The organism is Hymenobacter arizonensis (genome assembly GCF_900115775.1).
In the GTDB taxonomy this organism is placed as follows: domain Bacteria; phylum Bacteroidota; class Bacteroidia; order Cytophagales; family Hymenobacteraceae; genus Hymenobacter; species Hymenobacter arizonensis.
Window position 1 is genome coordinate 1,264,124 of sequence record NZ_FOXS01000001.1, and the last position, 26,341, is coordinate 1,290,464.

At 58.0% G+C, this 26,341-nt stretch carries 24 protein-coding genes; 9 read left to right on the top strand and 15 right to left on the bottom strand.

Translation table 11 applies throughout. The features are described 5' to 3' along the window. Positions 1-102 precede the first annotated feature (102 nt). On the top strand, positions 103-1,224 hold the full coding sequence (locus tag BMZ66_RS05280) for a mechanosensitive ion channel family protein (protein ID WP_092669703.1): 1,122 nt from the start codon (positions 103-105) through the stop codon (positions 1,222-1,224). A 302-nt stretch (positions 1,225-1,526) separates the two neighbouring features. Then, positions 1,527-2,078 carry a GNAT family N-acetyltransferase gene (locus BMZ66_RS05285; protein WP_092669705.1) on the top strand — a complete coding sequence of 184 codons (552 nt, stop codon included), beginning with the start codon at positions 1,527-1,529 and terminating at the stop codon, positions 2,076-2,078. 43 nt (positions 2,079-2,121) lie between these two features. Here the strand turns inward: BMZ66_RS05285 and BMZ66_RS05290 are convergent, their stop codons facing one another. The 6 genes from BMZ66_RS05290 to hutU all read right to left on the bottom strand — a co-directional run bounded on the left by BMZ66_RS05290 (position 2,122) and on the right by hutU (position 8,749). Further along, positions 2,122-2,907, bottom strand: coding sequence for an alpha/beta hydrolase family protein (locus tag BMZ66_RS05290; protein WP_092669707.1), 786 nt, complete (start codon positions 2,905-2,907; stop codon positions 2,122-2,124). Positions 2,908-3,072: 165 nt separating this feature from the next. Further along, positions 3,073-3,903: a hypothetical protein gene (locus BMZ66_RS05295; protein WP_177204601.1), complete on the bottom strand. Its 831-nt coding sequence runs from the start codon at positions 3,901-3,903 to the stop codon at positions 3,073-3,075. A 189-nt stretch (positions 3,904-4,092) separates the two neighbouring features. Beyond that, the gene (locus BMZ66_RS05300; RefSeq protein WP_143080063.1) at positions 4,093-4,896 is read right to left on the bottom strand and encodes a hypothetical protein; all 804 of its coding nucleotides are present in this window, start codon (positions 4,894-4,896) and stop codon (positions 4,093-4,095) included. Positions 4,897-5,137: 241 nt separating this feature from the next. Then, positions 5,138-5,653, bottom strand: coding sequence for a DUF4112 domain-containing protein (locus BMZ66_RS05305; protein WP_092669713.1), 516 nt, complete (start codon positions 5,651-5,653; stop codon positions 5,138-5,140). 628 nt (positions 5,654-6,281) lie between these two features. Continuing rightward, a complete protein-coding gene (locus BMZ66_RS05315; RefSeq protein WP_092669717.1) occupies positions 6,282-6,908 on the bottom strand; it encodes a hypothetical protein in 627 nt (208 codons plus the stop codon). A 56-nt stretch (positions 6,909-6,964) separates the two neighbouring features. Further along, positions 6,965-8,749, bottom strand: a complete 1,785-nt coding sequence (gene hutU, locus BMZ66_RS05320) for a urocanate hydratase (RefSeq protein WP_092669719.1) — start codon at positions 8,747-8,749, stop codon at positions 6,965-6,967. A 277-nt stretch (positions 8,750-9,026) separates the two neighbouring features. On the opposite strand from hutU, the gene BMZ66_RS05325 reads away from it, so the two are divergent. Beyond that, positions 9,027-9,815, top strand: coding sequence for a DUF2490 domain-containing protein (locus tag BMZ66_RS05325; RefSeq protein WP_092669721.1), 789 nt, complete (start codon positions 9,027-9,029; stop codon positions 9,813-9,815). A gap of 81 nt (positions 9,816-9,896) precedes the next feature. Further along, positions 9,897-10,169: a hypothetical protein gene (locus tag BMZ66_RS05330; protein WP_092669723.1), complete on the top strand. Its 273-nt coding sequence runs from the start codon at positions 9,897-9,899 to the stop codon at positions 10,167-10,169. Positions 10,170-10,268: 99 nt separating this feature from the next. Here the strand turns inward: BMZ66_RS05330 and BMZ66_RS05335 are convergent, their stop codons facing one another. Continuing rightward, positions 10,269-11,084 carry a DUF4097 family beta strand repeat-containing protein gene (locus tag BMZ66_RS05335; RefSeq protein ID WP_092669725.1) on the bottom strand — a complete coding sequence of 272 codons (816 nt, stop codon included), beginning with the start codon at positions 11,082-11,084 and terminating at the stop codon, positions 10,269-10,271. 194 nt (positions 11,085-11,278) lie between these two features. Here BMZ66_RS05335 and BMZ66_RS05340 point away from each other — a divergent pair, with 194 nt between their 5' ends. Then, on the top strand, positions 11,279-12,250 hold the full coding sequence (locus BMZ66_RS05340) for an MBL fold metallo-hydrolase (RefSeq protein WP_092669727.1): 972 nt from the start codon (positions 11,279-11,281) through the stop codon (positions 12,248-12,250). A 22-nt stretch (positions 12,251-12,272) separates the two neighbouring features. Here the strand turns inward: BMZ66_RS05340 and BMZ66_RS05345 are convergent, their stop codons facing one another. Continuing rightward, positions 12,273-13,172, bottom strand: a complete 900-nt coding sequence (locus BMZ66_RS05345) for an arginase family protein (RefSeq protein WP_092669729.1) — start codon at positions 13,170-13,172, stop codon at positions 12,273-12,275. Positions 13,173-13,294: 122 nt separating this feature from the next. Between BMZ66_RS05345 and BMZ66_RS05350 the strand changes: the two genes are divergently transcribed. The 4 genes from BMZ66_RS05350 to BMZ66_RS25050 all read left to right on the top strand — a co-directional run bounded on the left by BMZ66_RS05350 (position 13,295) and on the right by BMZ66_RS25050 (position 16,859). Further along, positions 13,295-13,786, top strand: coding sequence for a hypothetical protein (locus BMZ66_RS05350; RefSeq protein WP_092669731.1), 492 nt, complete (start codon positions 13,295-13,297; stop codon positions 13,784-13,786). A gap of 123 nt (positions 13,787-13,909) precedes the next feature. Further along, positions 13,910-14,644, top strand: a complete 735-nt coding sequence (locus BMZ66_RS05355) for a YebC/PmpR family DNA-binding transcriptional regulator (RefSeq protein ID WP_092669733.1) — start codon at positions 13,910-13,912, stop codon at positions 14,642-14,644. Between the two features lie 178 nt (positions 14,645-14,822). Beyond that, positions 14,823-15,986, top strand: a complete 1,164-nt coding sequence (locus BMZ66_RS05360) for an acyltransferase family protein (protein WP_092669735.1) — start codon at positions 14,823-14,825, stop codon at positions 15,984-15,986. 120 nt (positions 15,987-16,106) lie between these two features. Beyond that, positions 16,107-16,859: a hypothetical protein gene (locus BMZ66_RS25050; protein ID WP_143080064.1), complete on the top strand. Its 753-nt coding sequence runs from the start codon at positions 16,107-16,109 to the stop codon at positions 16,857-16,859. Between the two features lie 204 nt (positions 16,860-17,063). On the opposite strand, the gene ftsZ is transcribed toward BMZ66_RS25050, so the two are convergent. The 7 genes from ftsZ to murD all read right to left on the bottom strand — a co-directional run bounded on the left by ftsZ (position 17,064) and on the right by murD (position 26,305). Further along, positions 17,064-18,551, bottom strand: coding sequence for a cell division protein FtsZ (gene ftsZ, locus BMZ66_RS05370; protein ID WP_092669739.1), 1,488 nt, complete (start codon positions 18,549-18,551; stop codon positions 17,064-17,066). Between the two features lie 103 nt (positions 18,552-18,654). Continuing rightward, a complete protein-coding gene (gene ftsA / locus BMZ66_RS05375; protein ID WP_092669741.1) occupies positions 18,655-20,070 on the bottom strand; it encodes a cell division protein FtsA in 1,416 nt (471 codons plus the stop codon). An 84-nt stretch (positions 20,071-20,154) separates the two neighbouring features. After that, on the bottom strand, positions 20,155-20,913 hold the full coding sequence (locus tag BMZ66_RS05380; protein WP_092669743.1) for a cell division protein FtsQ/DivIB: 759 nt from the start codon (positions 20,911-20,913) through the stop codon (positions 20,155-20,157). Between the two features lie 98 nt (positions 20,914-21,011). Further along, on the bottom strand, positions 21,012-22,409 hold the full coding sequence (gene murC / locus BMZ66_RS05385; protein ID WP_092669745.1) for a UDP-N-acetylmuramate--L-alanine ligase: 1,398 nt from the start codon (positions 22,407-22,409) through the stop codon (positions 21,012-21,014). A 91-nt stretch (positions 22,410-22,500) separates the two neighbouring features. After that, positions 22,501-23,601, bottom strand: coding sequence for an undecaprenyldiphospho-muramoylpentapeptide beta-N-acetylglucosaminyltransferase (gene murG, locus BMZ66_RS05390; RefSeq protein ID WP_092669747.1), 1,101 nt, complete (start codon positions 23,599-23,601; stop codon positions 22,501-22,503). A gap of 49 nt (positions 23,602-23,650) precedes the next feature. Beyond that, on the bottom strand, positions 23,651-24,844 hold the full coding sequence (locus tag BMZ66_RS05395; protein ID WP_092669748.1) for an FtsW/RodA/SpoVE family cell cycle protein: 1,194 nt from the start codon (positions 24,842-24,844) through the stop codon (positions 23,651-23,653). A 66-nt stretch (positions 24,845-24,910) separates the two neighbouring features. Then, a complete protein-coding gene (gene murD, locus BMZ66_RS05400) occupies positions 24,911-26,305 on the bottom strand; it encodes a UDP-N-acetylmuramoyl-L-alanine--D-glutamate ligase (RefSeq protein WP_092669750.1) in 1,395 nt (464 codons plus the stop codon). Positions 26,306-26,341: the final 36 nt, after the last annotated feature.

The following is a 26,341-nucleotide window of genomic DNA, read 5'->3' on the forward strand; positions in this document are numbered from 1 at the left end:
GCGGGGCTGCCGTTGGCCGCACGGGCACCTAACCTTTCGGGGCCGCCGGGGGTACACTTCATTCACCTGTGTTGTGCCCACGCCACCCGTGCGGCAATTGGTATGAAAGAACAATTTGACCACCTCCTAGAGCATTTTCCTGAGATTTTTACCACCCTGGGCATCCTGTTGGGCGGCCTGGCCATTGGGCTGGTGGCCAAGCTGGTCATCTTTGCCGGCCTGCGGGCTTACGGCCGGCGCGAAGACTCGACCCTGGCGCGGTCGGTGGTGCAGCACCTGAGTACAGCCAGCGCAATATTTTTCCCGATTTTGGCCGTGTCGCTGGTGCTGCCGCTGGTGCCCCTGCATCCCAAGGCGTTTGAGGTGCTGCGGCGCGTGGTGGAGATGGTGCTGATACTCTCCTTTGCCTGGGGCCTCATTCAAACGCTGGACGTATTTCAGGACCTGCTGCTGCAGCGGTATCAGCTGGGCAGCGGCGACAACCTGCGAGTGCGCAAGCTGTTCACCCAGCTGCAGTTTGTGAAGAAACTAGCCGTCTCGCTGATTGCGCTGGTGGCCGTGGGGCTGGTGCTCATGAGCTTTGCCACGGTGCGCCGCCTGGGCACGGGCCTGCTTACCTCGGCCGGCATTGCCAGCGTTATTGTGGGCTTTGCGGCCCAGCGCTCCATTGGCAACCTGCTGGCGGGCTTTCAGATAGCCTTCACCCAGCCCATCCGCATCGACGACGTGCTGGTGGTGGAGGGCGAGTGGGGCCGGGTCGAGGAAATCACCTTCACCTACGTCGTGCTCAGCATCTGGGACGAGCGCCGGCTGGTGCTGCCGCTCAATTACTTCATCGAAAAGCCCTTCCAGAACTGGACCCGCAACAGCTCCAAGCTCACCGGCGCCGTGTACCTGCAAACCGACTACACCGTGCCCGTCGATGCCCTGCGGGCCGAACTCCAGCGGATTGCCGAAGCCCATCCGCTCTGGGACAAGCGCGTGTGCGTGATGCACGTAACCGATGCGAAGGAACGCACCCTGGAAGTGCGCGCCCTGGTCAGCGCCGCCGATGCCAGCTCGGTGTGGGAGCTGCGCTGCGCTGTGCGCGAGCAGCTGGTCACGTTTCTGCAGCGCGAGTACCCCGGCAGCCTGCCCCGCACCCGCGCGCTGCTCGAAGGGCCAGCCCTGGCCGCTTCCCACGACGAGCACGCTTTCTCGCGTCCACAGCCCAAGGCGGTATAGTGCCCATAGAATTTGCGCCAATTACTGAGTTTGGGTCGGTAAACACGGAAAGTTAGCTTAAAAGCCGTCTGTTTAGACTCAACAGTCGTTAGAAGGCCTCGTCTGTCAAAAGCCTGTGCCGTGCCACTGTTTGCGGTGCCTCGCCAGCCTTTTTCTTGCTCTTTTCCTCCATTCCATCCCGCGGGCAAATTCGCACCTTAGTGCTTGGGCTCACCGCGCTACCGTGCTGCACCTTTTAGGTCAGCCGGTTATCTCCCCTTTTTGCCTGCTACTGCCTGCCCGCACCCACGGGCCACGCCACCATGGTACTCCTTAAGCCTCTTACCGAAAACGACTTCCCGCAACTCATTAGCTGGGTCGACAACGAACGACTGCTCAAAGAGTGGTCGGACCCCATGTTTACTTATCCGCTCACCACGGAGCAGCTGCACCAGTACCTGCAACACGCCAACCAGCCACGAAAGTCAGAAGTATTTGCGTACAAAGCACTTGATGCTGCCACGGGCGATGTAGTGGGTCAAATTTCGCTGGCCCACCTCAACTGGAACGACAGCACGGGCCGCATTTCCAGCGTGCTGGTGGGCGATGAAGCCCTGCGCTGCCGCGGCTACGGCCAGGCCATGGTGAAAGCCCTGTTGAAAATAGGATTTGAAAAGCTGGGGCTGCGCCGCATCTCCCTGGGGGTGTACGACTTTAACTCCCCGGCCATTCGCTGCTACCAGCGTTGCGGGTTCCATCACATAGGCACGCTGCGCCACGTGGTGCGCTACCAAGACGAGTATTGGTCGTCGGTAGAGATGAGCATCATGCAGCACGAATGGCGCCAGACCGGAGCCGAAACTCAAGCAGCTTAGAACCCTCGTTTGAAGTGCAGCCTACAACGGTCCGCCTCGGCGGTTATTTCTCCAAAAAGCGTGAAATGATGCTGTTCATTTCCTGCTTCTGCGCCTCGGTAGCCCCGTCCCACATGTCGTTGTGAATGGTATTGGGCAGGGTGACAATGGTGGTGCCGTAGAGCTGTTGCTCGGCCGGTGTGGGCAGCACGCCATCATCGGCTACTTGGTCGCTCGAGCGCAGGGAAAGCACCCGCGGCTGGCGGGCCCGTGGGAAAGGCACCCGGCGGTTGTCGAGCGAAATAATTTGCTGCACTAGCTCTGGGTGCTTTTCGGCCAGCAGCATGGCCATGTCGCCGCCGTTGGAATGCCCCACCAACAACAGTTGGCTAAAGTCGACTTTGGGGTATTTTTTTTGGAGCTCCTGCCGCACAAATAGGATGTTTTGCACGCCGCGCTCCCAGTTGGGGAGGCGGGTTTCGCGCACGTTGCCGGTCATGGGCAGGGGCGCATCGGTGGGCAGCTCGTGCTGAATGCTGGCCACCAAGTACCCGTGCGCCACCAGGTTTTGCGCCAGAAAGGAATACCCGGTGTGCTGGCCGCCGTAGCCGTGGCTGAAAATGGCGGCTTTGAGCGGAGCTTTGGAACGGCGCCGAGGCTGGTACACAGCCACCGGAATAGACCGCTGGCGGGCCTCATCAAACAAGGCCAGCGGCTCGACCAGGGCAACCACGGGCCGGGCGCCAACTGTGCTTTGCGGCGCGGAGGTGGTGTGTTGGGCGTTTGGCTGGGGGCCGTGTGCACAGCTAAAAGTGAGAACCGCCAGGCCTAAGACCTTAAAGTGCTTCATGAAAGTAGAACAGCAGCTACCGCGTGCGCTGCAACGATAAAGACGGAGATAATCGGCACCCTGGAAAGGCAGCGCCGACCCCGTTGAAAGCATGCGCCATGCCCAACGAGCCCCAAAATAAGCTAACCTTGGCACAACCTCCCTCTTACGCACCAAGCCAGGTCGTTACGGGTTGATATCCAGCGCGTCTTTTCTCATCCAGCCGGTGCTGGTCACCTTTTGCCAGTTGGTGAAGGTGACGTAAACGGCCTCGCCGCGGCTCTCCCCTAGTCGCACTTTATCGCCGCGCACGCAATGGGCCAGGCGGGGCAAGCTCAGGTCGGGCGAGTTGTAGAAGTAGGACCGAGCCACTTTCACCACTGCCGTTTGGGCGTTGGCGGGCACGGGCGCCGCTGTCGGCTCGCTGGCCGCTGGGCTTGCTTCGGTAGTTGGGGTGGGCGCTGGTGGCGCGGCAACCGGGCTTGGCTTCCGCACTGGAGCGGGCGTAGCGGGGCCAGCACCCAGCCGGGTTAGCTCCTGCGCTTTCAGCCAGCCGGTGCTTTGGGCTCCGTTCGGCGCTTTGAATCCGGTTTTTACGAAGCCATTGGTTTCGCCTTCCCCATAAAACTCGTCGCCGCGGCGCAGGTATCGGCCGTTCGGGGTTGATTGCTGGGGGGAGTCGAAGAAATAAGCCGTGCCCACTGCCACCCGGTAGTGCCGGCCAGCGCCAGTGAGCGGGCCGGTGGGCTGGTCGGCATTTTCGATTACGTCCTCGCGGGGTGGCGCCGTTGCACTGGCATCAGCGGCAGTGCTGGGCGGGTCTACCACCATCTCAGAGTCGGGGCGGCGGGGGCTGTCTTCGGAGCACGCGGGCAACAGAAATAGGGCAAGCAGCCCCCAGGCCACAATCGGCACGGCCGTTCTCCCCACCCAGCGTCGAGAATCATTCGGCTTTTCTCCTGCCTTGGCCGCACAAGGCTGGGGCAGGCTTGCGGTGAATTGATTTAGCTTGCTCATGGCCGTTTTCAGTTGCTACGCGTGTGTGCCTTTTACTGTAAATCCGGCAAGTAGTTTCTGAATTCCGTCCATGCAGCCCGAGCAGTCAGCGCTGGCTTTTTCGGCACGGCCCTTTCTCACTTGGCCAATTATAGCCAGCAAAGTGCGCTGCTCCCGGCACGGCACCGGCCGCGAACCTAGGCCAGCAGGCTAAGCAGGTATGGCCCGGGGCCCTATTATAGTGAAGTCGGCCGCTTTCGATGAGCACTTGCAGGGTTTCTGCTTGCGCGATTTGTCGTTCTGCTTGTTACGTGGCCGAACCAAGTCGCGGGCCTTGCGCAGCCAACCGCCCACGCGGGTGCCCGATTCCTGTTTGCGGGCCTCATTGCGCGCTGCGTTCGACTTGTTGGTGGCCTTTTTGGCAGCGCTCCGTTTCGCGCGGGTTGCGGCGAGGGCGCTGGCTTTCGCAGCGGCGGCCGTGGCAGCAGCAGTCTCAACATCGGCTTGGGTGCCCTGTTCTTCATTTACTTGGCTCAGGCTCTGCTTTTTCACCCACCCAGTGCCGCGCACGCCATTGGGCTGCACGTAGGTCGTTTGCACAAAGCCGTTTTGCTCCTCTTCCGCATAAAACATGTTGCCCCGGCGGAGGTATGGGCCAATGGGAGTTGACTGCTGGGGCGAATCGAGGAAATAAGCTTTTTCCGTAACTACCTGGTAGCGGTTGCCGGAGCCGGGCTGCCGGGCCACCGGCACCGCCACTTCCATCTCGGGCTGGTACCGGTTTGCAACCGGAGTAGCCCGAACGCTGCCGTCATCATTCAGCTGCTCGGTTTCCGTTGCGCCGGCTAGGGTTTGGTCGCTCGATGGCCGAAACAAAAAGGCCAAAGCGCTGCCCAGCAGCAGCCCACACGTCACCACCAACAAAAATATTTTGAGGCTACCGGCCGTAATCGGACGCTTGGCACCCGGAACAGGTGCCTTGGTTCCGCTGGCTTGGGCCCAGGCCGAACTCATGTTCGCTTGATTTTGCTCGCTCATCTACGTTTCAATTTCACGGCCTCCTGCCGGAACTGCTTTACGATTCGCAGGCGGGGTAGTTTCGGCAACCGCCGGTAAGTCAGCTAAAAGCCCCTGAGCCAAGCTGGTCCGCTAAACGTCAATTTCACGCTCAAAGTGCCTCTTGCAGCCTCAAACGGCCAGTAAGCCCCAACCTGATTCTTTCTACTTAATAATCAAAGCCAAGCAGCCGCCCCAACTAAGCGGTCAGGACCGGCGCCGCATCGAAGTAGTGCCACAGCCAGCGCACCAGCGCAATGCCGCCCCACGCCACCAGGCCAAAGACCCCAAGCAGGAATAGCAACAGCAGCACCACCAGCCCTTTGCCGCTGCCCTGGTGCTTGCCTTCGGCGTAGTGACGGCGCAGCAGGGCCACGTTGCGGTTATTGGCTTTGTAGGCGAAGTCAAAAACGTTGCCCAGCAACGGAATAGACCCGATAACGGCATCGAGAAGGATGTTGATGGCCATGCGCACGACCACCGCGCCACTGGCTCCGTGGCGCATCATGGTCATGACCAAAGCGCCCGACACGGCCAGCGACGTCAGGTCGCCCACCACCGGAAACAGGCCCAGCAATGGGTCGAGGCCAAAGCGGAACCGGGTACCCGGCAGTCGAAACTGGCTGTCCATGAGGCGGGCCATTTGCTCTACCCAGCGCAGCCGGTCGTTGGCATCGAAAGTGGCGGGCACGGTGGGGCGTTTGGGCTGGGGCATGGATGGACAGAGTTTGGTCAGCGCTTATACGCCTCTGCGCGCCGGAAGTACGTGGGAAACAAGACGCAGGGGCAACTCTGAAGCTGCAGGCAGCCTTTGAGGAGTGAGCTTTTGTGCAAACCAGCAGTTTGCTGAACGCGCTGGCCTTAGCGTAGTCAGTTGCGAAGCCAAGGCTGCGCCGCCGCAACAAGGTCATTGCCGGAGAAGCTAAACGCTAGGCTGCCGCCGCTGCTCAACTGGATAGTTGTGGTGTAAGAAGTCGTCCACAACACCTTTTTGGGTTGAAATACACCAAACGCCGACCATGGAATCAGCAAGGGCGGGGGCCCTACTCGAAACAGAAAGCTCGTAGCCAACGCCATTCCCTCGGGCGTAGCACTTGCTGTGATGGCGCTTTGGTAACGAACGCCCCCTACGCTGGCCTGCCCTAGCCGGAATCGGCGCCCTGGCGGTAATCCAGCCACCTGAAAATCAGTGGCCAACCGCTGCCAACCAATCAACGATAAGCCTTTGGCAATCAAGCACCAAAATGCAACAAATGCAGCCAGCGCCAGGACTATAATAAGCGGAATGTAGTTACTCATGCGCCAGCCATTGATGTGCAAGTAATGTGCGTAGCCCCAACGGTTTAGCAAGGATAGAAGAACTCCACTTTCTGCAATCGTCCCTTCCTGAAAAGGAGATATAATGACGCGTCCATTTGCACGCCTTTATGATAGAAAGGTAAACTCATTTCTTCCCCCAGCCGGCCAGTAGACGGCTTATCCGCCTCTTTGGCCGATACTGGGTAGAATCGGCGAACATCCTCCAGCGTGGTATTTTGGTCTAGCTTCAGTTTCCCCAGCTGACCCTGAAATTTTCCTCTTGTAACATCAAAATTGGCCAAAACAGCCTGGGTGCCATTCACCTCGTACATCGTTTTGCCATAGTACCAGAAATCGCCGTTTGGGCCGTCTAGCGTTTCCAGCTCGCCGCCGCACTCAACGGCTCCTTTTGCAATGCTGTCGGGCTGGCCCAGCTGGCTCCTTAGCTGCTTGGTGGTAATCGCCTGATGAGGCTTGCCGTTGACCGTTAGCATGTCCCACTCTATGTACTCCGGGTTAGCCACCTTGTCGGTATTGGCCGGCGCTGCTTTTACCTGCTCCTTTTTTGCTGATTCCGGGGCTGCAACTTCGGCAGAAACAGGAGCAGTTGGGCCGCCCTGGCAGGCGGTCAGGCACAGCAACACAGGGGCCAAGTACAGCAGGTACTTCATGGTAGAACTTGTAGATGTTGAATTGCTGCAAAGTAGCAGGCAGTTGCAGTCTGAACTCACTGCTGCCCCGGAATCTTGGCCCCGCGCTCCCGCGCCACGTCCTGCGCCAGCTCATAGCCCGCGTCGGCGTGGCGGAAGATGCCCATGCCGGGGTCGGTGGTGAGCACGCGCTTGAGGCGTTCGGCTTTTTCGGGGGTGCCGGTGGCCACTATCACCATGCCGGAGTGGGTGGAATTGCCGATGCCCACGCCGCCGCCGTTGTGCAGGCTCACCCAGTCGGCGCCGCTGGCGCAGTTGGCCAGGGCGTTGAGCAGGGGCCAGTCGGCCACGGCGTCGGAGCCGTCTTTCATGCCTTCGGTTTCGCGGTTGGGCGAGGCCACCGAGCCGCAGTCGAGGTGGTCGCGGCCGATGACAATGGGGGCCGATACTTCGCCCCGCGCCACGAGGTCGTTGATGACGAGGCCGAACCGCTCCCGCTCACCGTAGCCCAGCCAGCACACGCGGGCCGGCAGCCCGATGAACGGCACCTTGGCCTGGGCCTTTTCTATCCAGCGGGCCAGCATTTTATTCTCGGGAAAGGTTTCGAGCAGGGCGCGGTCGATGCGCAGAATGTCCTGCGGGTCGCCGCTGAGGGCGCACCACCGGAATGGCCCTTTGCCCTCGCAAAACAGCGGGCGAATGTAGCCGGGCACGAAGCCAGGGTACAGGAACTGGCCGTGCTCGTCGCGCACCTGCAGGCCGCCTTTTTCAGCCTGGCCGCGCAGGTTGTTGCCGTAGTCCACGGCAATGGTGCCGCGGCGCTGCATCTCCAAAATGGCCTCCACGTGCTTCACGATGGACTGCAGGGCCTGTTTCTTAAACTCCTCGGGGTTGGCGGCGCGCAGGGCCAGCACCTTCCCTATCTCGCCTTCGGGTAGGTAGTCCATCAGGTCGTGGGCCGAGGTTTGGTCGGTCACGATGTCGGCCTGAAAGCCGCGTTCCAGCAGTTCGGGTAGCACCGTTGCGGCGTTGCCGGTGAGGCCCACCGAGAGCGGCGTGCCGGTGGCTTTGGCTTGCTCGCACAGCTCCAGAGCGTGGGCGAGGTCGCGGGCTTGCTCGTCTACGTAGCCTTCGCGCACTTTCTGCTTCACCCGCTCATCAATGGGCTCCACTACCAGGCAGACGCCGTCGTTCATGGTCACAGCCAGCGGCTGGGCGCCGCTCATGCCGCCCAGGCCCGCCGTCACGGTGATGGTGCCGCGCAGGCTGCCGCCAAAGTGCTGGTCGGCCATGGCCGCAAAGGTTTCGTAGGTGCCCTGCAGTATGCCCTGAGTGGCGATGTAAATCCAGGAGCCGGCCGTCATTTGGCCGTACATCATCAGGCCCATGCGGTCGAGCTCGTCGAAATATTCCTGGGTGCTCCAGGCGGGCACGATGTTGCTGTTGGCGATGAGCACGCGGGGCGCGTGGGCCCAGGTTTTGAGCACGCCCACGGCTTTGCCCGACTGCACCAGCATGGTTTCGTCGGCCTCCAGCTCCTTTAAGGTCTTTACAATGGTTTGATATTCCTTCCAGTTGCGGGCGGCGCGGCCGGCCCCACCGTACACAATCAGCTCGTCATAGACCAGGCTCACGGCTGGGTCCAGGTTGTTTTCCAGCATGCGCAGCGCCGCTTCGGCCTCCCAGGTTTTGCAGCGCAGCGTGGTGCCGTGAGCCGCTTTCACGGTTTCCTCGGGCTTGAACTCGTAGAACATCGGGCGCTTGGCATTGCCCTTAAACTTGGTGCCGGTGGCTTGGGCCAGGGAGTTGGCTTCGAGGTTGAGTTCGGGCGTAGCGGTTTCGGTGGGGATGGACGAGGGCATGGGAATTGGGTGGGTTTGGGTGGGATGGCAAGTTAGGAAAACGGTGCAGAAGGCCTAACTAAGCACGGCCTCAATATGCCGCTTCCCTCTATAAGCTCAGGACTTCATTTAATCTGGCTAGGGCACCAGAAGCGAACCATCTATAGTGTACCATTCGGTGCCTCGAAAGCTTGGCTTGTTAAAAGGAATCGGCTTTTAAAGCCTGAAAATGCAGCTTTCACGTAACATTTACGTAACATAGCATCTCCCCCACCTTCTTGCCCTTGTTCACTTGTTGATGCCTAAACCCACCAGCGGCTTACTACTTAGCGCCGTGTTATTGCTTTCGCTTTTGCTGGCTTCGCCCCAAGCGGCCGCCCAGGATATCCCATCCTCGCGCATCTCCGACCCTAATTTCAACGCCTGGTTGATGTTTTTTAGCGATGCCCAGCTCACCAACCGGTGGGGTTTGCACACCGAAGCCCAGCTACGCCGCGCCGATGGGCTCAAGTCGCCGCTTCAGGAATTTGCCCGCCTCGGCCTCAATTTTAACCTCAGCGACCAAGTGATGCTGACGGGCGGCTACGCCTACGCCCTCACCCACCCCTACGGCGACTTCCCGGTAGCCGAGAAATTTCCCGAGCACCGCCTCTACCAGCAGCTGTTGCTTAAAAGCACGTATGGGCCCTTTCAGGTTGCCCACCGCTTCCGCCTTGAGCAGCGCTGGCTGCGGCGCCCACTCGAAACCGACTACACTTACCTGAACCGCACCCGCTACCAGGTTCGGGCAGCAATGGCTCTGGTACGACCCTCGGAAGGAATTCAACCCAGAACGCCCTACCTGGCGGTTTCCAACGAGGTGTTCATCAACTACGGGAAGAACGTGACCCGCAATATTTTCGACCAAAACCGCGCTTACGGCGCTTTCGGCTACCAATTCACCAAAGCACTGGCCATCGAGGCGGGCTACCTCCACCAGCTCTTGGCGCAGGGCAACGGGACCGTATTTGAGTACAACCACACGCTGCAGCTGGGCATTTACTACAACCCCGATTTCCGGCGTTCCTCTACCAACGAACCGAATTGAGGCCCCTGCGCAGCGAACCCACCGCCAGGCCCCGCCGTTGCTAACGGAGACATTCCTTTTGCTCCTTTACCGAGAACTCCAATGAGTGCCGACTACCAACCCATCGACTGCAACTTCTACGACGAGCTAGAGGCTGCCGCCACCCAGCGCCGCCGGGTCGACCTGCAGTACTTCAACGACCTGCGCCAGCTCTGCCTTGGTTCGGGCGTAATTGAAACTCTTTTCATCCGCGACAAAGTGGAGTACATGCGCCTGAAATCAGGCGAAGAAATTCGACTCGACCATCTGATTCGCATCGACGACAAACAGGCTCCGGGTTACGCCGACTACCCCGATTTTAGCTGCGCCTGCTGATGTCGACAAGGCCATAAAAAGAGAGCCTCGTGCCGCATTAGCGCAGCACGAGGCTCTCTTTTTATGGCCTATTTATGGCCTATTACGCCGGTTGCCCCGCTAGTCGCGGCCTTGCACCAGGCTCACGCCACCATTGGTGGTCACGGCCTTTACGGGAGCGCCGCCCTTGCCGAGGCTGGTAGACAGCTCTTTGCGCATAAAGCCGCTTTTCGTGACCGGGAATCCTGCCCGGATGTTGCCCATATTGGTGCTGGTGAATAATTGCGCCGAGTAATCCTGCGGCAGCTTCCAGGTGATGCCGCCGTTGGTGGTTTCCACGTCGAGGCCTTTGCCTTCCCACTTGTTGCCCGAGAGCGTAATGCTGAGGCCACCGTTCACCGTTTGGCCCGTCACGTTTCCGCCCAGGCTGGCAAGGCTCACGCCGCCGTTAATGGCTTTGAAATTGATGTCGGACTGCAGATTATCGAGGCTGATGCCGCCGTTCATGGTGTTTAGCGCCAGGGCAGTTTGGCGCGGCACAAACACCTCGTAGCTCACGCTATACCGCTCGTCTTTGGTGCTCGACTCGGCGCGCAGGGTGTTGTTGGCGCTGCTGATGGACACGTTTTTCACCAGCTCTTGCGCCTCAGCTTCCGAACTGGCCCGGCTCTGGACCTTGGCCCGAACCCGGATGTTGGTCCCCGACCAGCCGTGCACGGTGATGCCGCCGTTGGTGCCGCCGTCAATGGTGAGGGGCTGGCCCGCAGGCGCGGCCATGGTCAGGTCGCGGGTTTCGCAAAAGCGCTTGTTATCGGATTTGCCGCTATACCAGCTGCCCTCCTCGCAGTTCATTTTAAACGAAGGCTCGGAACTGGTTTGGGCAGCGGCCGAAAGAGAAAGACAAGCGAAAGCGAGTGCAGAAAAAAGGGTTTTCATGGGGAGTAAGATTTAAAAAGTTGTTTACGATGAGCGAAACCCGCACTACTCAAATGGTGGCGAGTGGGAAGGTTACCGGCACATTTTAGATTCGTTACAAACACACTCGTATTTTTTTTACTGACGGTGCTGGTGCCCACTTTTGGCCGGGTGCCGTATGCTTTCTTTCCGCTTCTTCACCAACCCCACTACCTATGGATACTGTAGCCGCCGGCGTCACCCAACTCCGCATTCAGCGCTTTGTCAACGTTTACTTTGTCGAAACCGGCACCCCCGGCGAATGGGTGCTGATTGACACCGGCCTCCCCGGCAGTGCCAAAACCATCATTGCCGCCGCCGACAAGCTCTTTTATCCCGGCAGCCACCCCGAGGCTATTCTGCTCACCCACGGCCACCTCGACCACCTCGGCTCGGCCAAGGAGCTGGCCGACCACTGGAAAGTACCCGTGGTGGCCCACCCGCTGGAGCTGCCCTACCTCACCGGCAAAGCCCAGTACCCGCCCCGCGACCCTACCGTGGGCGGTTCGCTGGCCTTCATGAGCCGCTTTTTCCCAACCCAGCTGCCTAACCTGGCTGAGCGGGTGCAAGGCCTGAGCACCGACGACCCGGCCGTGCCGCACTTGATGAACTGGCGCTGGCTGCACGTACCCGGCCACGCCCCTGGCCAACTCGCCTTCTTTCGCGAAGCCGACCGCACGCTAATCGGCGGCGATGCCTTCGCCACCTGCCACCACGACTCTATCCCGGCCGTGCTGCTGGGCAAGCCCAAAATCAGCCGCGCCGGCACGCCGTTCAACTACGACTGGGAAGCCGCCCGCCAGTCGGTGCAAACCCTGGCCGACCTGGAGCCCAAAGCCATTGGCTGCGGTCATGGGCCAGTCATAACCGGCCCGGAAGCTGCCAACGGCCTGCGTGAGTTGGCCAACAACTACCCCGTTCCGTCCCACGGCCGCTACGTGCAAGAGCCCGCCCGCACCGACAGCAACGGCATAGAGCACCTGCCCCCCGCTCCCAAAGACAAGCTGCCGCTGCAAGCCGCTGTGATTGGCGCGAGCATTCTGGCAGCGGGCGCGGCCTGGTTCTTTACCGGTGGCCGCCGCCGCGGAAAAACCAAACCCGGGCCCTACGCGCCAGTGCGGCCCTACCGCCGCGGTGTAGGTAGCTGAGACCCTGCATCCGTCGGTTCCTTCATCGGGCAGCAACTCCTGTCAGATAAGCGGTTATGACGGTAGCCGCTAAACGAGCCGTTTGGTTGTCACGGTCAAAAACGGGGTTCAGTTCGACTACTTCAAATAGGCGAACTGCCTCGGTTTTGCCGGCCAGCCAGGCGGCCTCCACCGCTTGCCGCGGCGTAAAGCCATCGGCACTCGGCGCCGATACAGCGGGCGCAAAAGCTTCGGCGCAGCCATCAATATCAAAGCTCACGAAAGCAGCCTTATGCTTGGCTGCCCGGCTGAGCGCACGGGCGAGGTAAAGCTCCACCCCGTCTTTCTGCACATGGGCCAGTGGCACGATGTGCGCGTCTAGCCCGTGAAGAAAGTCGATGTCTTCCTTGGTGTTGAGGTTGGAGTGCAAGCCGATTTCGGTAAACCCCGTTCCCTCCACAAAGCCTTCGCGCAAGAGCTTGCCAAACGGCGTGCCGCTGCTGATTTCGGGCTTGTCCTTCACGTCGGCGTGCGCGTCGAGGTTGATGCCGCCCACCGCCTGCCTGCCACTGGCATCGAACAGCCCGCGCACCGTGGAGTACGTGCCATCGTGCGAGCCTCCCAGTACGACTACGCGTGGATATTGCCGCAGCAGCTGGCCCAGTCGCTCGCGGATGTGGTCGTGGTTGCTCCTATGGTCCGGCTGCCGCAAATCCAGGTTCCCGGCATCGGCAATGCGCAGGTGCTCCAGGCTCACGTCCTGCTCCAGGTTATAGGTTTTGTGGTAGCGGCGCAACTCCCGGCGTATGGCATCGGGGGCGTGGGCTGCGCCCGCCCGGCCGCCTTCCAGCACGGTGCCGAAATCGAGAGGCAGACCTACTAAGCACACGTCAGCCTCGGGCAATTCCGCAGCGGGTCGGATAAGGTCGCGAAGGAATATCATTGGCTAAATATTAATCTGGTTTTGAAATCCATCGCGGTTCTTGCCGCAGAGGCCGTTCACAAAGGTGGTACGGTTTTACCTTGTGCAAGCCTAACGATTTTCCGCCGTTCACCTCTGCTCCCATGCTTCTTCGCCGCTCCAGCACCTTCGCGCTGCTCACGTGTCTTCCTTTCGCCGTACCCGCTCAAACGCCTTCGCCACTTCCCTCTTTTTACAACACCTACCACTACACGGCCTACACCGTGTACGATAACACCAGCAGCGAGCCCCCGACCGAAGTGCGCGGCGTGGGCGGCTCCCTCATTTTGCGTCCCGACGGGACCTACGAAAAGCACCTGAGCATTGTGTCTCCCAGCGGCCCGCACTACTTCAACCAGTCCGGGCGCTTCACGCTCATCGGCGACAGCATTCGCTTTGCCTTCACCGACCTCAAAGGGGCCGACGTGCAACGCGGCACGTTTCGGTTCGAGCCCGCCACCAAACGCCTCACCATTAACATCATCGGCTATCCCAGCGGCAACAAAGGTGTGTATGAGCTGGTGGCAGCCGACGCAAAGGCCACTCCCGTACCAAAAGCCCCTCGACCTAAACCAGCCAAAAAAGCCCGCACCTAGCGCCGCGGTTTCACCGCATTTGGCTCCCCCCGCCCCTTCTGGCTAACTTGCAGCCCGTTTCGGCAGCTTCTCAGGAGAATGCGCCGCGGCTGTTCATTGTTAATTGCTAATTGTTTATTGTAAATGGGACGCGCATTCGAATTTCGCAAAGGCCGCAAAATGAAGCGGTGGGATAAAATGTCGAAAGACTTTACCCGCATCGGTAAGGAAATTGTGATGGCTGTGAAAGAAAACGGCCCCAACCCCGACACCAACGCCCGCCTGCGCGCCGCCATGCAGAACGCCAAAGGCGTGAACATGCCCAAAGACCGGGTGGAAGCCGCCATCAAGCGCGCCAGCAGCAAAGAAGAGAAGGACTACCAGGAAGTGGTGTACGAAGGCTACCTGCCCCACGGCGTGGCAGTGGTCATCGAAACCGCCACCGACAACCCCACCCGCACCGTGTCCAATGTGCGCCTCATTTTCAACCGAAACGAGGGCACTCTGGGCACCGCCGGCTCTTCCGATTACACCTTCACCCGCAAGGGCGTATTCAAGCTAGCCGCCGAAGGCCTCGACCGCGACGAGATGGAGTTGGAACTCATCGACTTCGGCGCCGAAGACGTGTACGAAACCACCGAAGAAGATGAGCACGGCGCCGAGCACAAGTACATCGTGGTCGAAACCGCGTTCACCGACTTCGGCCAGATGCAGAAAGCCCTCGAAGCCCAGGGCCGCCACGTGGTCAGCGTCAACCTGCAGCGCGTGCCCAACACCACAGTCTCCCTCAACGACGAGCAGTTGGAGGAGATAATGACCATCATTGAAAAATTTGAAGACGACGAGGACGTACAGGCAGTGTACCACACCCTGGGCTAAATCAACGGCTTCTCGCTAGCTACAAGCCAACCAGAACGTCATGCTGAGCGGAGCCGAAGCATCTCAACCGCGCAACTAATTAATTTTAGTGCACCAGGAGAGATGCTTCGGCTCCGCTCAGCATGACGTTCTTGCTTTTAAGCACTCTTTCGAACTTTCCGCCTTTCCGCGCTAACTCATGCCCGCTGCCGAACTCTCTGCCTCAGCAGCTACCACTGCCACTCCCGGCGCATCGGCTTCTGGCGGCTACCTCCCCGCCCTCACGGGCCTGCGGGCCATTGCCGCCTGGCTGGTATTCTGCAACCACTACCCCATGGGTCCTATCCCGCCGCCTGGCATTGCGCGGGCCGTTCAGTATTTGGTCGATGAGTCGCACGGCCTGCCACTGCTGTTGCTGTTAAGCGGCTTCCTCATCGCCCTGCGCTACGATTCCGGCACTGCCAATTTTCGCCCCAAAAGCGGGTGGCGACACTATTTGCTGGGGCGCCTGGCCCGCATCTATCCGTTGTATGCGTTGCTTACGCTGGCCACATTTGCCCTGCTTTGGCGTTGGCAATCTCCACAGGTCACCCCAGGCATAGTAGCGCTCAATCTCACGTTGCTGCGCAGCTTCTTCGATGACTATAAGTTCACCGGCATCGGCCAAGCCTGGTCCCTCACATTGTTTGAGTGCTTCTACCTGGCTGCTCCATTTGTACTGGGCCTACAGCGCCGTGGGCTGCCGCTGTGGCTACAGCCTCTCATACTGCTGGGCCTTGGCACTGGTCTGGTAGCGCTGCTAGCCCCGCTGAGCCTGCACGGTCTTTTCGGGTCCCACCCATTTATGCTCAGCTACACGTTTTTTGGGCATAGCCTGGAGTTCTTTGTGGGCGTCTGGTTGGCCGGGCGCTACCAATCGGGACGCCTGGGCTCGCCAGCAGGTATGTGGCGCACCGTTGGCGGCGTATGGCTCTACTTTGCCGTCACGGTTGCCTTAGGCCTCACACAAGCTCAATACCACAACCCCGACCACCCACTTACCTTGGTGCTAAACCTTGTGGGCTTGCCAGCCGCCGCCGGGCTATTATTCGCCGGACTACTAAGCGAACACTCCAAGTTCCGGCAGCTGCTCAGCGGTAAATTATTTCAAAAGCTGGGGCTTAGCTCTTATTCCTTCTACTTAATCCACGCCGGGCCTCTGTCCTTTTGGGTATATGAGTCGCTACCAGGTTTTTGGCTACTGCAGTTGCTTGCGGTGCAATTGGTATCCTATGGCCTTTACAAGCTGGTGGAAATACCACTGAGCAAGTGGCTCAAGCCAGCTAAAAGCACAATGGCGAGTGCTGTACAGAAGTTCACATAACACTATAATTCCATTTTGTTGAATATCAATTGAGCTATTAATTGCGTATCAAAGTTGATTTATCGCTCCTAACCGAATTTGTAATTCAAGTTTGAGCAATAATTACAATTAAATACAGATATGACAGAAATTTCTACACAACATTTAGCAGCACTTCCCAATATTGAGGCACTCCAACGACTTTGTAAATCATTGGCAACACTCGATGCTATAATTTGCAGAGAATGGGAAAACCGTTACTATTCTTACAGCAACGCGTGGGACACGAGCAAACAAGAAGAGTGTTTTCAAATGCGTAATGGCTCAGGTGATGAATTTCAAGTTTTATTCAGCCTACACGGTTCAATAATTAATGGACAAGCACACGAAAGCGAAATGTGCAATTGGTCTGAAAAGAAAATTCACCCCATTACTTTTAAAGAAAAGGTTAGCAATTTTTTTGGACATGAAAAGATTGTAATGGAACAGCAAATTTGGGAAGGTGTAATTGATACCATTCCAAATGAATTCAAGGAATTTATTTTGGGAGAGCCAGTCAAATCAATAGGGACGACCTTTTGCATTTGGAGAAAGGTGGAAGATAAAACTTGGCACATCGGAGCTATTAAATTCCCTAAAAGTTTATACAACGACGGAAGCGCTGACTTACTATATATTTTTGACGGCAAGCCAACAACATATTGGGAATGGGCCACGGAATATTATGAAGAGCAATTTGACGGCTACCAGCTGGAATTAGAGCTGGTGAAGCACATTTATGATTTAAAGCCATTAACTAAAGAAGTTGTAGTACAGCTCAACCCCAGCATTGACGATTTCGAACAATTAAAGACCGATTTGAGCAAAATTGGGTACGCATACATAGACTTATAAAGTCTTTCCTTAACTAATACTTAACTATCTAAGCAAGTAGAATTCTTGGCTCAACGCTTTTTCATTCATTTGAAATAACGTTTTCCAAATGAATATTTTGATGTCTCTGTCATCAGCACTACCCAAACCATTACCATACAAAAAAGCGCCGCTGCTGAGAGTCTCAGCAGCGGCGCTTTTTTGTATGGTAATTACTCGAATTACCTAGTCAACATTGTCATGCAAAAACCGGTTATCTCCCAGCAATTCATTATCATCCGATAAATTGAACCGCGAGATATTCTGTGCTGAGCTAGGCTCCACATTCTCCAGTTTCACCTGACGGCGCAGATACGCCGGCGTATCGTACTGGCTCACCGCTTCAGGTGGCAAGCCATTGCTTAGCTCCTGCAAGCGCCGACGGCGCTCCAAAGCCTGAGCATCCATTGCAGGGCGCGTACGGTTCTCCGGGGTTGGAGCTGGCGCTGAAGTTGCGTTAGAGGTTAATACAGGCTCCGTAGGAGCACTAGCTGGAATACCGGCCAATGGAGGCGCATTGTGCGCCGAAGGACCATTAAGGTCAAACGTAACCCGGGCTGGCTCCGGAGTCGAACTGCCGAAGCTGGGCACGAATGGAGCAGACGGTGCTACAGGCGCAGGAGTTGCTTCGATGGGCGCTGCTGCAACCGGAGCAGACTCCGTTGCGTTGCTGCTGCTTGGGGCCCCAGGCGTATTAATAGAATGCGCATCACGTGCAAAGCCAGTAGCAATCACCGTTACGCGGATGTTCTGACCCAACGTATCATCAATGCCGTGGCCGAAAATCATTTCCGCGTCCTGGCCGGCTTTCTCCTGGATGTATTCCGTGATTTCCGTCAGTTCGTCCATTTCCAGCTCGTGCTCAGCGCCCGACATGATGGAAAGCAGAATCTTCTGCGCACCCTGAATGTCGGTGTTATTGAGCAGCGGCGAGTTCAACGCTTCCTCGGCGGCGCGACGGGCGCGGTTTTCGCCTTCGGTCATGCTGCTGCCCATTACGGCGGCACCACTGTCCTTCATCACCGTTTTCACGTCTTCAAAGTCGACGTTCACATCCGCAGTCACCGTAATGATTTCAGCGATGGACTTGGCAGCCGTGGTCAAGACGGTATCGGCCTTGGCGAAGGCTGCGCTCATGGTCAGGTTGCCGTAAATCTGCGGCAGCTTGTCGTTGAGAATCACCAGTACCGTGTCGCAGTGCTCGCTGAGCTCTTTGATGCCCAGTTCAGCCTGCAAGCGCTTTTTCTTGCCTTCGAACAGGAACGGCGCCGTCACAATGCCCACCGTCAGGATGCCTAGCTCCTGCGCAACCTGCGCAATTACCGGGGCGGCACCCGTGCCAGTTCCCCCGCCCATTCCGGCCGTGATGAACAGCATCTTGGTGCCATGGTTCAGCAGCTCGCGAATCTGCTCCTTGCTCTCTATAGCAGCTTGGCGGCCGCGCTCGGGCTTGGCCCCAGCACCCAGGCCTTCGGTCAGGTCAACCCCAATCTGAAGCTTGTTGGGCACCGTGGAGCTTTGCAGCGCCTGGTGGTCAGTGTTGCAGATAATAAACTCCACGTCCTTGATGCCCTGCTTGTGCATGTGCTTCACGGCATTGGAGCCACCGCCCCCCACCCCAATCACCTTGATGATTGACTTGCTCTGGGCAGGAATGTCGAATTTGTAATTCATAAAGTCGATAGGTTGACTGCTAATAGTTGGCTGCTGCTTGGTGATTAGCGAGCAAATTACTCACTAATCACCAAGCAGCAGCCAACAATCAACGGGCGGATTATTAATAAGATTTATCGTCGTAATCGTCAATCAACAGCCCTTTGGTGCGGGTGATGATGTCTTTGAAGAAGCGACTAGCCGCGCCGGGCTCCTTGGGTTTGGCCGGCTGAGGCGCGGGCGCAGGAGCGGCGGGCACCGAAGCCCGGGTTTCTACGGCCACGGAAGTAGGAGTTGGAGCGGGCGCCGGTGCGGCTGCCTGCGGAGCGTAATAGGAAGGAATAATCTGCTCCTCTTGCTCGTAGGGTGCCCGCGAGTTGTTCCGCTCGTCCAGCGAGTGGTAGCCCGACAGCACGAGGCCCACCGTGGTAGCGTACATCGGCGATTTCACCGCCTCAATGCGGCTTTTGCCGAGATGCTGGTTGGGGTAGCCAATGCGGGTATCCAAACCGGTGATGTACTCGGTGAGCTGCTCCAGGTTCTGCAGCTGCGAGCCGCCGCCCGTGAGCACGATGCCGGCCGACAGCTTGTCGTGCAGGCCCATGCGGTAGATTTCGGCATACACCAGCTCCATGATTTCCGACATGCGGGCCTCAATGATGTACGCCAGGTTCTTCAGCGACACTTCCTTGGGCGGACGGTTGGGCAAGCCGGGAATGCTCACGATTTCATAATCAGAAGCTTCCTCAGCAATGGCTTTGCCGAATTTCACTTTCAGCTGCTCAGCCTGGCCAGGAGCCACGTTGCAGCCAGCCTTGATGTCCTGCGTGATGATGTTGCCACCAAACGGCAATACCGCCGCGTGGCGGATGATGCCATCCTTGAATACGGCTAGGTCAGTCGTGCCACCTCCGATGTCAATCAGGGCTACGCCAGCTTCCTTCTCCTCTTCGGAGAGGATGGACATGCTGCTCGCCAGCGGTTCCAAAATCAGGTCGGCAATTTCCAGCCCGGCTTTGGTCACGCACTTGTTGATGTTGTTAATGGCCGTGCTCTGAGCCGTGATGATGTGAAAGTTGCCTTCCAAACGCACGCCTTCGTAGCCCACGGGGTCGGCGATGCCTTCCTCATAGTCCACCTTGTAGTCCTGCGGCATCACGTGAATGATTTGCGAGCCGGGTTGGGTCACGAGGCGGTACATGTCCTGCGTGAGGCGGTTCACGTCGTCGGGCCCGATGGTGTCGTGCGAGTTGCGCGTGATGCTGCCGTTGTGCTGCAGGCTCTTGATGTGCTGGCCCGCAATGCCCACGTTTACCAATCCAATGCTAATTCCGGACTGTTCTTCGGCTTGCCGAATGGCCCGTTTTATTGCGTCGACGGTTTTGTCAATATTGAGCACAATGCCCCGCGAAACGCCTTCGGAGACAGCTTTGCCCATGCCGAGGATTTCGAGTTTACCGAATTCGTTTTTGCGGCCTACCAAGGCGCAGATTTTTGTAGTGCCAATGTCGAGCCCGACGACGATTTTGTCTTGTTGCATAGGAGCGGTGCTGGCGAGCGTGAAGAAAGCTGGGGTTGGGAATTGAGAGATTGGGGACCTTACGGTCTATTTTTCAGCGAATTACTATTCGCAGATAATTTGGTTTTTGTATTCGACGTTTACGCGGTGGTAGGTGTCCCACCCCAAAACTGACGGAATTTGCCGGTAAAATACCATAAGCTTGGCGAATTTCTCGGAAATATTTTCGGGCATCCCGAATTCTACACGTTGGTCGCCTACTTGCTGCGTGAAGGAGAGCTTGCCGCCCGGTTCGATAAATACTTCCGATACCTGCGCTTTCCAGAACTCGTGCTCGTCCACGTAGCGCAAGAACTCGAGGTAGCGGCGCCCGGTACTGTCCCGGAAAAATGCACTTGGCAAGCTGGCTCCATTGGGCCGCGCCACAGTGGCCACCCGGGCCGTAAACAAGGGCGAAAGGGGCAGGGTATGCCCCTCGGCGTCCACGTAGGTATCGAGGCGGGTGTCGGGGTGGGTGAGGCGAGCAATGGGCCGGTTTTGGCGAATATCGGCGTGCAGGTTGCCAGCCAGGTCGCGGTAAACCTGAGCTTCGCGTACAAATGGATGCGCCCGCACCCGGGCTTCCAACTCTTGCAAGCGGGGGCCTTCGGGTAGGGTACCCACCACGGGTTCGGCGCCGCCTTTGGTGAGCAAGGCCGTTACGCCCCGCTCGCTGATGAAGTAGTTATCGAATTCGTTGGCGATGTTGACGGAAACTGCGCCTACCGGGCGGCTGGCCTGGCGCAAAGCAGCAAATACGCCCAGCCCGCCCAGCACCAGGAGGCAAGCAGCGGCTACAAGTAAGTTTCTAACGGTGCGGTCCAAAAGCGGAAAGGGTATTGGGGTGAATTATAAAACGCTGCGGTGTTCTTTTGAAATACAGCGTTTCTCTCTGTTTGAAGTTTGCTTTCGAATTGATTTTATTATTTCCAACGCTCGGTTAAAATCAATTTTAATTGCGGTACCAAGGTGTCAATATCCCCTGCTCCCACTGTTGCCAAAACATCAAATGTGTCATCGGCTTGGGCGGCGGCCAGAACTTGCTCTTTGGTTAGTATGGCTTTAATGAGAGCCGTGATGTTGGCCAGAATTATTTCGGAGGTAACACCCGGCAACGGCTTCTCGCGGGCTGGGTAAATATCCAACAAAAATACCTCATCTGCAATACTTAAGCTCTTGGAAAAGCCCTCTGCGAAGTCCCGCGTACGGGTGAAAAGATGAGGTTGAAAAATAACCCGCAGCCGTTTACCCGGATATAAGGTGCGAACGGAACGCAGGAAAGCCTCTATTTCGCGTGGATGATGGGCATAATCGTCCAGATAAACGTTTTTGCCAGCAGTAACTACAAATTCAAAGCGTCTTTTCACGCCGCGATAAGCTGCTACGGCCGCACGTAATTTTTCAGAATTAATGCCGTGAATTTGCGCCACTGCTGCCGCCGCCAGCATGTTTTCTACATTGTGGTAGCCGGGCACTGCCAATTCTAAGTTGGCTACCGTACCCTGTGGGCCGCGCAAGTCGAAATGAAACTGGTGCCCTTCGGCCGAAATATCGTGGGCGTAAAGCTCCGGCCCCTGCTCAGCCGAAAGTCCGTAGCGAATAACAGTAGTGCCGGCCGGGGCCGCGGCTGCCACGCTGGGGTCAGCGGTATGATTAATTAATAGCGTGCCGCCGGGTTTTATTTGACCGACAAATTGGCGGAACGATTCTATTAATGCGTTTTGGTCGCCGTAAATGTCCAGGTGGTCAGCATCGGTACTGGTCACGATGGCTACGTCAGGAAACAGCGTCAGGAAGCTGCGGTCGTATTCATCAGCCTCTACCACTATGGGCGCTTCCAGTGTCTTTGGCAGCAGCAGGTTGCTGCCCAGGTTCACGGCAATACCGCCCAGGAAAGCACCAGCGTCGAGGCCGGCGTGGTGCAGCAAGTGCGCCACCATGCTGCTGGTGGTGGTTTTGCCGTGGGTGCCCGCCACCGCTATAGTGTAGCGGCCCTGCGTGAGCACGCCCAGCACCTGACTACGCTTGCGAATGTCGTAGCCTTCGGTGCGCAGCCATGCCCATTCCACGCTCTCAGCTGGAATGGCGGGCGTTAGTACTACTAATGTTTCGAGGCGGTTCTCGCGAATCTCCAGCGGGATGTTTTCTACGGCGTCGGCGTAATGCACGGCAATACCCTCAGTTACCAAAGCCTGTGTAAGGGGCGTTTCGGTTTTATCATACCCACTTACTTGATGGCCATTTGCCCGAAACCAACGCGCCAACGCCGACATGCCAATGCCGCCAATACCAAGAAAGAAAACGTAGGGGAATTGCTTCAAAACTCGAATTAAAATTTATGAATTATTAATTAAAAATGGGTTGACGCAGCCGCAGCGTGCGGTTACCGCAGGGCTTATTAATTATTCATCTTTACTTTTTAATTAATTGCAAAAGCTCATCCACAATCATGGCAGTAGCATTAGGCCGGGCCAGCTCCCGCACCCGCGTGCTGAGCTGCTGCTGCCGCTCAGTGTCGCCGAGCAGGCGGAGGGCTTCGTCGTAGAGGCGGGCCTGGGCGTGCTCGTCGGTGATGAGTACCGCAGCGCCTTTGCTCGCCAGCGAGAGCGCATTTTTGGTTTGGTGGTCTTCGGCCACGTTGGGCGAAGGCACCAGAATGCTGGCCTTCCCGGTCAGGCACAGCTCCGAGACGGAAAGGGCGCCGGCGCGACTAATAACAACATCGGCCGCTGCGTAAGCCAAATCCATGCGTTTGATGAATTCGAGCGCGTGTAGGTTATCGGCTTGGTAAGGACCGGCGAGCCGTTCGGCTTCGGGGAAATACAGCTTGCCGGTTTGCCAAAGCAGCTGCACACCCGCGTCGCGGAGTTGTTGCAGGGCCGCGGCGGTGGCCAGGTTGAGGGTGCGAGCGCCCAAGCTGCCGCCTATTACGAGCAGTGTTTTCTTATCAGGGTTTAAGCCGAAAAACCGGAGAGCTTCGGCGCGGTCGCCATCGGCAATTTCCGTACGCACGGGATTGCCAGTGAGCACGATTTTTTCTTTAGGAAAGAACTTCTCCATGCCATCGTAAGCCACGCAAATGCGACCCACACGGCGGCCCAGCAATTTGTTGACCAAGCCGGCGTAGGAATTCTGTTCCTGAATAAGCGAGGGAATGGCCCGCGACGTGGCAGCCAACAGCACCGGAGCCGAGGCATAGCCTCCCACCCCTACCACGGCATCGGGCCGGAATTCTTCAATCAAGCGGCCAGCTTTGCGCACCGAGCGGAACACCCGCACCGGAAACATCAGGTTTTGCGGGGTGAGGCGGCGTTGCAGGCCGGTGATGTCGAGGCCCACAATCTTGTAGCCGGCATCGGGCACGCGGGTCATTTCCATGCGGCCGTTGGCGCCCACAAATAGGATTTCGGTATCGGGCAGGCGGCGGCGCAGCTCGTTGGCAATGGCCACGGCCGGAAAAATGTGCCCGCCGGTGCCGCCACCGCTGATGATGACGCGAAGAGGATTGGTCATGTGTAGGAGAACGTCCTGCTTCGACAAGCTCAGCAGGACCGTTTAAGCATTAAGCATACGCGGCGCGCTTGCTGGGGATACGTGCCGCGTCGTCGGGTTCGCCGGTCATGGGGCGCACCTCGCGCTCACCACGACTGACCGCCAGAATGATGCCGATGCTGATGCCAGTGAAAATAAGTGAGGTGCCGCCCATGCTCAGCAGGGGCAGCGGCAGGCCGGTAATGGGGCCCAGCCCCACGGCCACGCCCATGTTCACGAGGGCCTGCAGCACGAGGCTGAAGCTAAGCCCCGCCGAAAGCAAGCCGCCGAAAGCGCCGTAGCTATTCATCACGGTTTTGAGCCCTCGATAGAGAAACGCTAGGTAAAGGAACAGCACCACGGCGCCGCCAATCAGGCCGTATTCTTCGATGATGATGGCGTAGATAAAGTCGGAATACGGGTGCGGTAAGATGTTGCGTTCGGTGCTTTTGCCCGGGCCCTTGCCCGTGACACCGCCCGTGGCAATGGCAATGTAGCTGTGCTCCAACTGGAAGGGCACTTTTTTATTGGGGTCGCTGGCGCTGTCGAAATGGTTGGTAACGCGTGAGATAACCGTTTTGCCGCGCTGACCCGTGGCCAGACCGGCCCCGCCCACTACGGCCCCGATGGCAATCATCACGGCCATTTGGCGAAGCGGCACGCGGCCGATGAACATCAGCAGCAGGCAGGTAGCGAACAGCAGCAGCGCCGTCGAGGCATTACTCAGGATGATAAGTCCGCAGATAATGCCGACCCACAGCATTACCGGAAACAGCGTGGTCCAGAAGTCGTCGAGGTGCTGCTGACGGCGGCTAAGCATGCTGGCCAAGTGCGAAATCAGGGCCAGCTTGGCCAAGTCAGAAGGCTGAAAGGTTTGGTTAATAACCGGAATGGTGAGCCAACGCGACGCCTCGTTGATGTTCGAGCCCATGAGGTAGGTGAACAGCAGCAGCGGCACCGAAATCAGCAGGGCGTACAACGCCAGGCGGGAGTAGTAGCGGTAATCAATGCGGTGGGCCAGCCACATAAAGCCCAGCCCCACGAGAATCAGGGCGGTGTGCTTAAAGAGAAAATGTTCGGTGTTGCCGTCCATTTTCTTGTAAGCCAGCGTGCCGGTAGCCGAATACACCACCGCAATACTGATAAAAGAGAACAGCAGCACGATGGCCCACAGAATGGGGTCGCCCTTGAGGCTGCGTTGCAACAGGTTTTGTCTGGGTTCCATGAGGTGAGGGTATGAGGGTGTGGGGGTATGAGTTTGTAGTATGGTCGAGATAGAAGCGGCAAACTTTTACCCCCCCATCCTCCCACCCTCATTACATAATTCCGACACGGCGGCGGCAAATTGCCGGCCCCGGTCTTCGTAGTTTTTGAATAGGTCGAAGCTGGCGCAGCAGGGCGAGAGCAGCACCACGTCGCCAGATTCCGCAAGGGCCGCGGCGCGGGCTACGGCGTCAGTCATGCGTTGGGTTTCCTCCACATGAGGCACTATCTCGACGAAAGCATCGTGAAGCTTTGCATTGTCGACGCCCAGGCACACGAGGGCTTTCACACGGGACGCGGCCAAGCCCAACAGGCTATTGTAATTGTTGCCTTTGTCGGTGCCGCCCGCAATCCAGACGATGGGCTGCTGAATACCGTCGAGGGCGTACCAGGCTGCTTCCACATTGGTGGCCTTGCTGTCGTTGATGAAGCGGACACCATTGATTTCACCAACTAGCTGCAGGCGGTGGTCAGCGTTTTGGAAGGTGGCCAGGCCGGCTTCTATTTGCTCGGTGCTCAGGCCGGCTATGCGGGCGGCGAGCACGGCAGCGGCCATGTTCTGCTGGTTGTGCTGGCCGATGAGCGGCGACTGCGCCACCCGCACCACATCAACCGTGCTTTCGGGGTAGCTGGGCAGGTGCAGCCGTAGCGTACCATCGGGCCCGTACCAGCCGGCCAGGTTTTCGCCGGCGTTGCCGCTATCGAACTCCTTGTCGAAAGCCAGCGCGTTTCTCTGAAACTCAGAGGCTGCTACGGCTTTGTTGGTTTCGGGGTCGGCCGCGTTGTAGATGAAGCAACAGCTAACGTTGCGGGTTATGCGGAGCTTGGCTTGCGCGTATTTCTCCAGCGAGTACTCGTAGCGGTCGAGGTGGTCGGGGGTGATGTTGAGCAGCACGGCCACCCAGGGACGGAAGTCGTGCATATCGTCGAGTTGGAAGCTGCTTAACTCCAGCACGTAGTAATCGTGCTTATCGGCTATTACCTGCTCGGCCAAGCTATAACCCACATTGCCGGCCAGACCCACGTTCAGGCCGGCGCTTTTCAGCAGGTGGTAGGTGAGCAGCGTGGTGGTGGTTTTGCCGTTGGTGCCCGTTATGCAAATGCTCTTGGCTTGGGTGTACCGCCCAGCAAACTCAATTTCAGAAACGATGGAAGTGCCTTTTTCCCGCAAAGCCTGGATGACCGGAGCCTTTTCGGGAATACCCGGGCTTTTGATTACCTCATCGGCAGCCAGAATTTTGTCGAGGGTGTGCTGGTTTTCTTCGAAGGTAATGCCGGCCTGGGTGAGCTTATCCTTGTAGACGGGCAGGATGGCGCCGCGGTCGGACACAAACACGGAGTGGCCTTTAGCCTGCGCCAACAGCGCCGCTCCTACCCCACTTTCGGCTGCTCCGAGGATTACAATATTCTTTTTATCTGTCATGCTGAGGCACGAAGCATCTTATCACGTTCGAGTTGA

Bases quoted from the DNA above. Each gene is read 5' to 3' on its own strand.
- BMZ66_RS05350 (WP_092669731.1), top strand. From the start codon at position 13,295: ATGCTTCTTCGCCGCTCCAGCACCTTCGCGCTGCTCACGTGTCTTCCT.
- BMZ66_RS05315 (WP_092669717.1), bottom strand. From the start codon at position 6,908: ATGAAGTACCTGCTGTACTTGGCCCCTGTGTTGCTGTGCCTGACCGCC.
- BMZ66_RS05290 (WP_092669707.1), bottom strand. From the start codon at position 2,907: ATGAAGCACTTTAAGGTCTTAGGCCTGGCGGTTCTCACTTTTAGCTGT.
- BMZ66_RS05330 (WP_092669723.1), top strand. From the start codon at position 9,897: ATGAGTGCCGACTACCAACCCATCGACTGCAACTTCTACGACGAGCTA.
- BMZ66_RS05285 (WP_092669705.1), top strand. From the start codon at position 1,527: ATGGTACTCCTTAAGCCTCTTACCGAAAACGACTTCCCGCAACTCATT.
- BMZ66_RS05360 (WP_092669735.1), top strand. From the start codon at position 14,823: ATGCCCGCTGCCGAACTCTCTGCCTCAGCAGCTACCACTGCCACTCCC.
- BMZ66_RS05295 (WP_177204601.1), bottom strand. From the start codon at position 3,903: ATGAGCAAGCTAAATCAATTCACCGCAAGCCTGCCCCAGCCTTGTGCG.
- BMZ66_RS05325 (WP_092669721.1), top strand. From the start codon at position 9,027: ATGCCTAAACCCACCAGCGGCTTACTACTTAGCGCCGTGTTATTGCTT.
- BMZ66_RS25050 (WP_143080064.1), top strand. From the start codon at position 16,107: ATGACAGAAATTTCTACACAACATTTAGCAGCACTTCCCAATATTGAG.
- BMZ66_RS05395 (WP_092669748.1), bottom strand. From the start codon at position 24,844: ATGGAACCCAGACAAAACCTGTTGCAACGCAGCCTCAAGGGCGACCCC.
- BMZ66_RS05345 (WP_092669729.1), bottom strand. From the start codon at position 13,172: ATGATATTCCTTCGCGACCTTATCCGACCCGCTGCGGAATTGCCCGAG.
- murG (WP_092669747.1), bottom strand. From the start codon at position 23,601: ATGACCAATCCTCTTCGCGTCATCATCAGCGGTGGCGGCACCGGCGGG.
- BMZ66_RS05300 (WP_143080063.1), bottom strand. From the start codon at position 4,896: ATGAGTTCGGCCTGGGCCCAAGCCAGCGGAACCAAGGCACCTGTTCCG.
- ftsZ (WP_092669739.1), bottom strand. From the start codon at position 18,551: ATGAATTACAAATTCGACATTCCTGCCCAGAGCAAGTCAATCATCAAG.
- murD (WP_092669750.1), bottom strand. From the start codon at position 26,305: ATGACAGATAAAAAGAATATTGTAATCCTCGGAGCAGCCGAAAGTGGG.
- BMZ66_RS05280 (WP_092669703.1), top strand. From the start codon at position 103: ATGAAAGAACAATTTGACCACCTCCTAGAGCATTTTCCTGAGATTTTT.
- BMZ66_RS05340 (WP_092669727.1), top strand. From the start codon at position 11,279: ATGGATACTGTAGCCGCCGGCGTCACCCAACTCCGCATTCAGCGCTTT.
- ftsA (WP_092669741.1), bottom strand. From the start codon at position 20,070: ATGCAACAAGACAAAATCGTCGTCGGGCTCGACATTGGCACTACAAAA.
- BMZ66_RS05305 (WP_092669713.1), bottom strand. From the start codon at position 5,653: ATGCCCCAGCCCAAACGCCCCACCGTGCCCGCCACTTTCGATGCCAAC.
- BMZ66_RS05355 (WP_092669733.1), top strand. From the start codon at position 13,910: ATGGGACGCGCATTCGAATTTCGCAAAGGCCGCAAAATGAAGCGGTGG.
- BMZ66_RS05335 (WP_092669725.1), bottom strand. From the start codon at position 11,084: ATGAAAACCCTTTTTTCTGCACTCGCTTTCGCTTGTCTTTCTCTTTCG.
- hutU (WP_092669719.1), bottom strand. From the start codon at position 8,749: ATGCCCTCGTCCATCCCCACCGAAACCGCTACGCCCGAACTCAACCTC.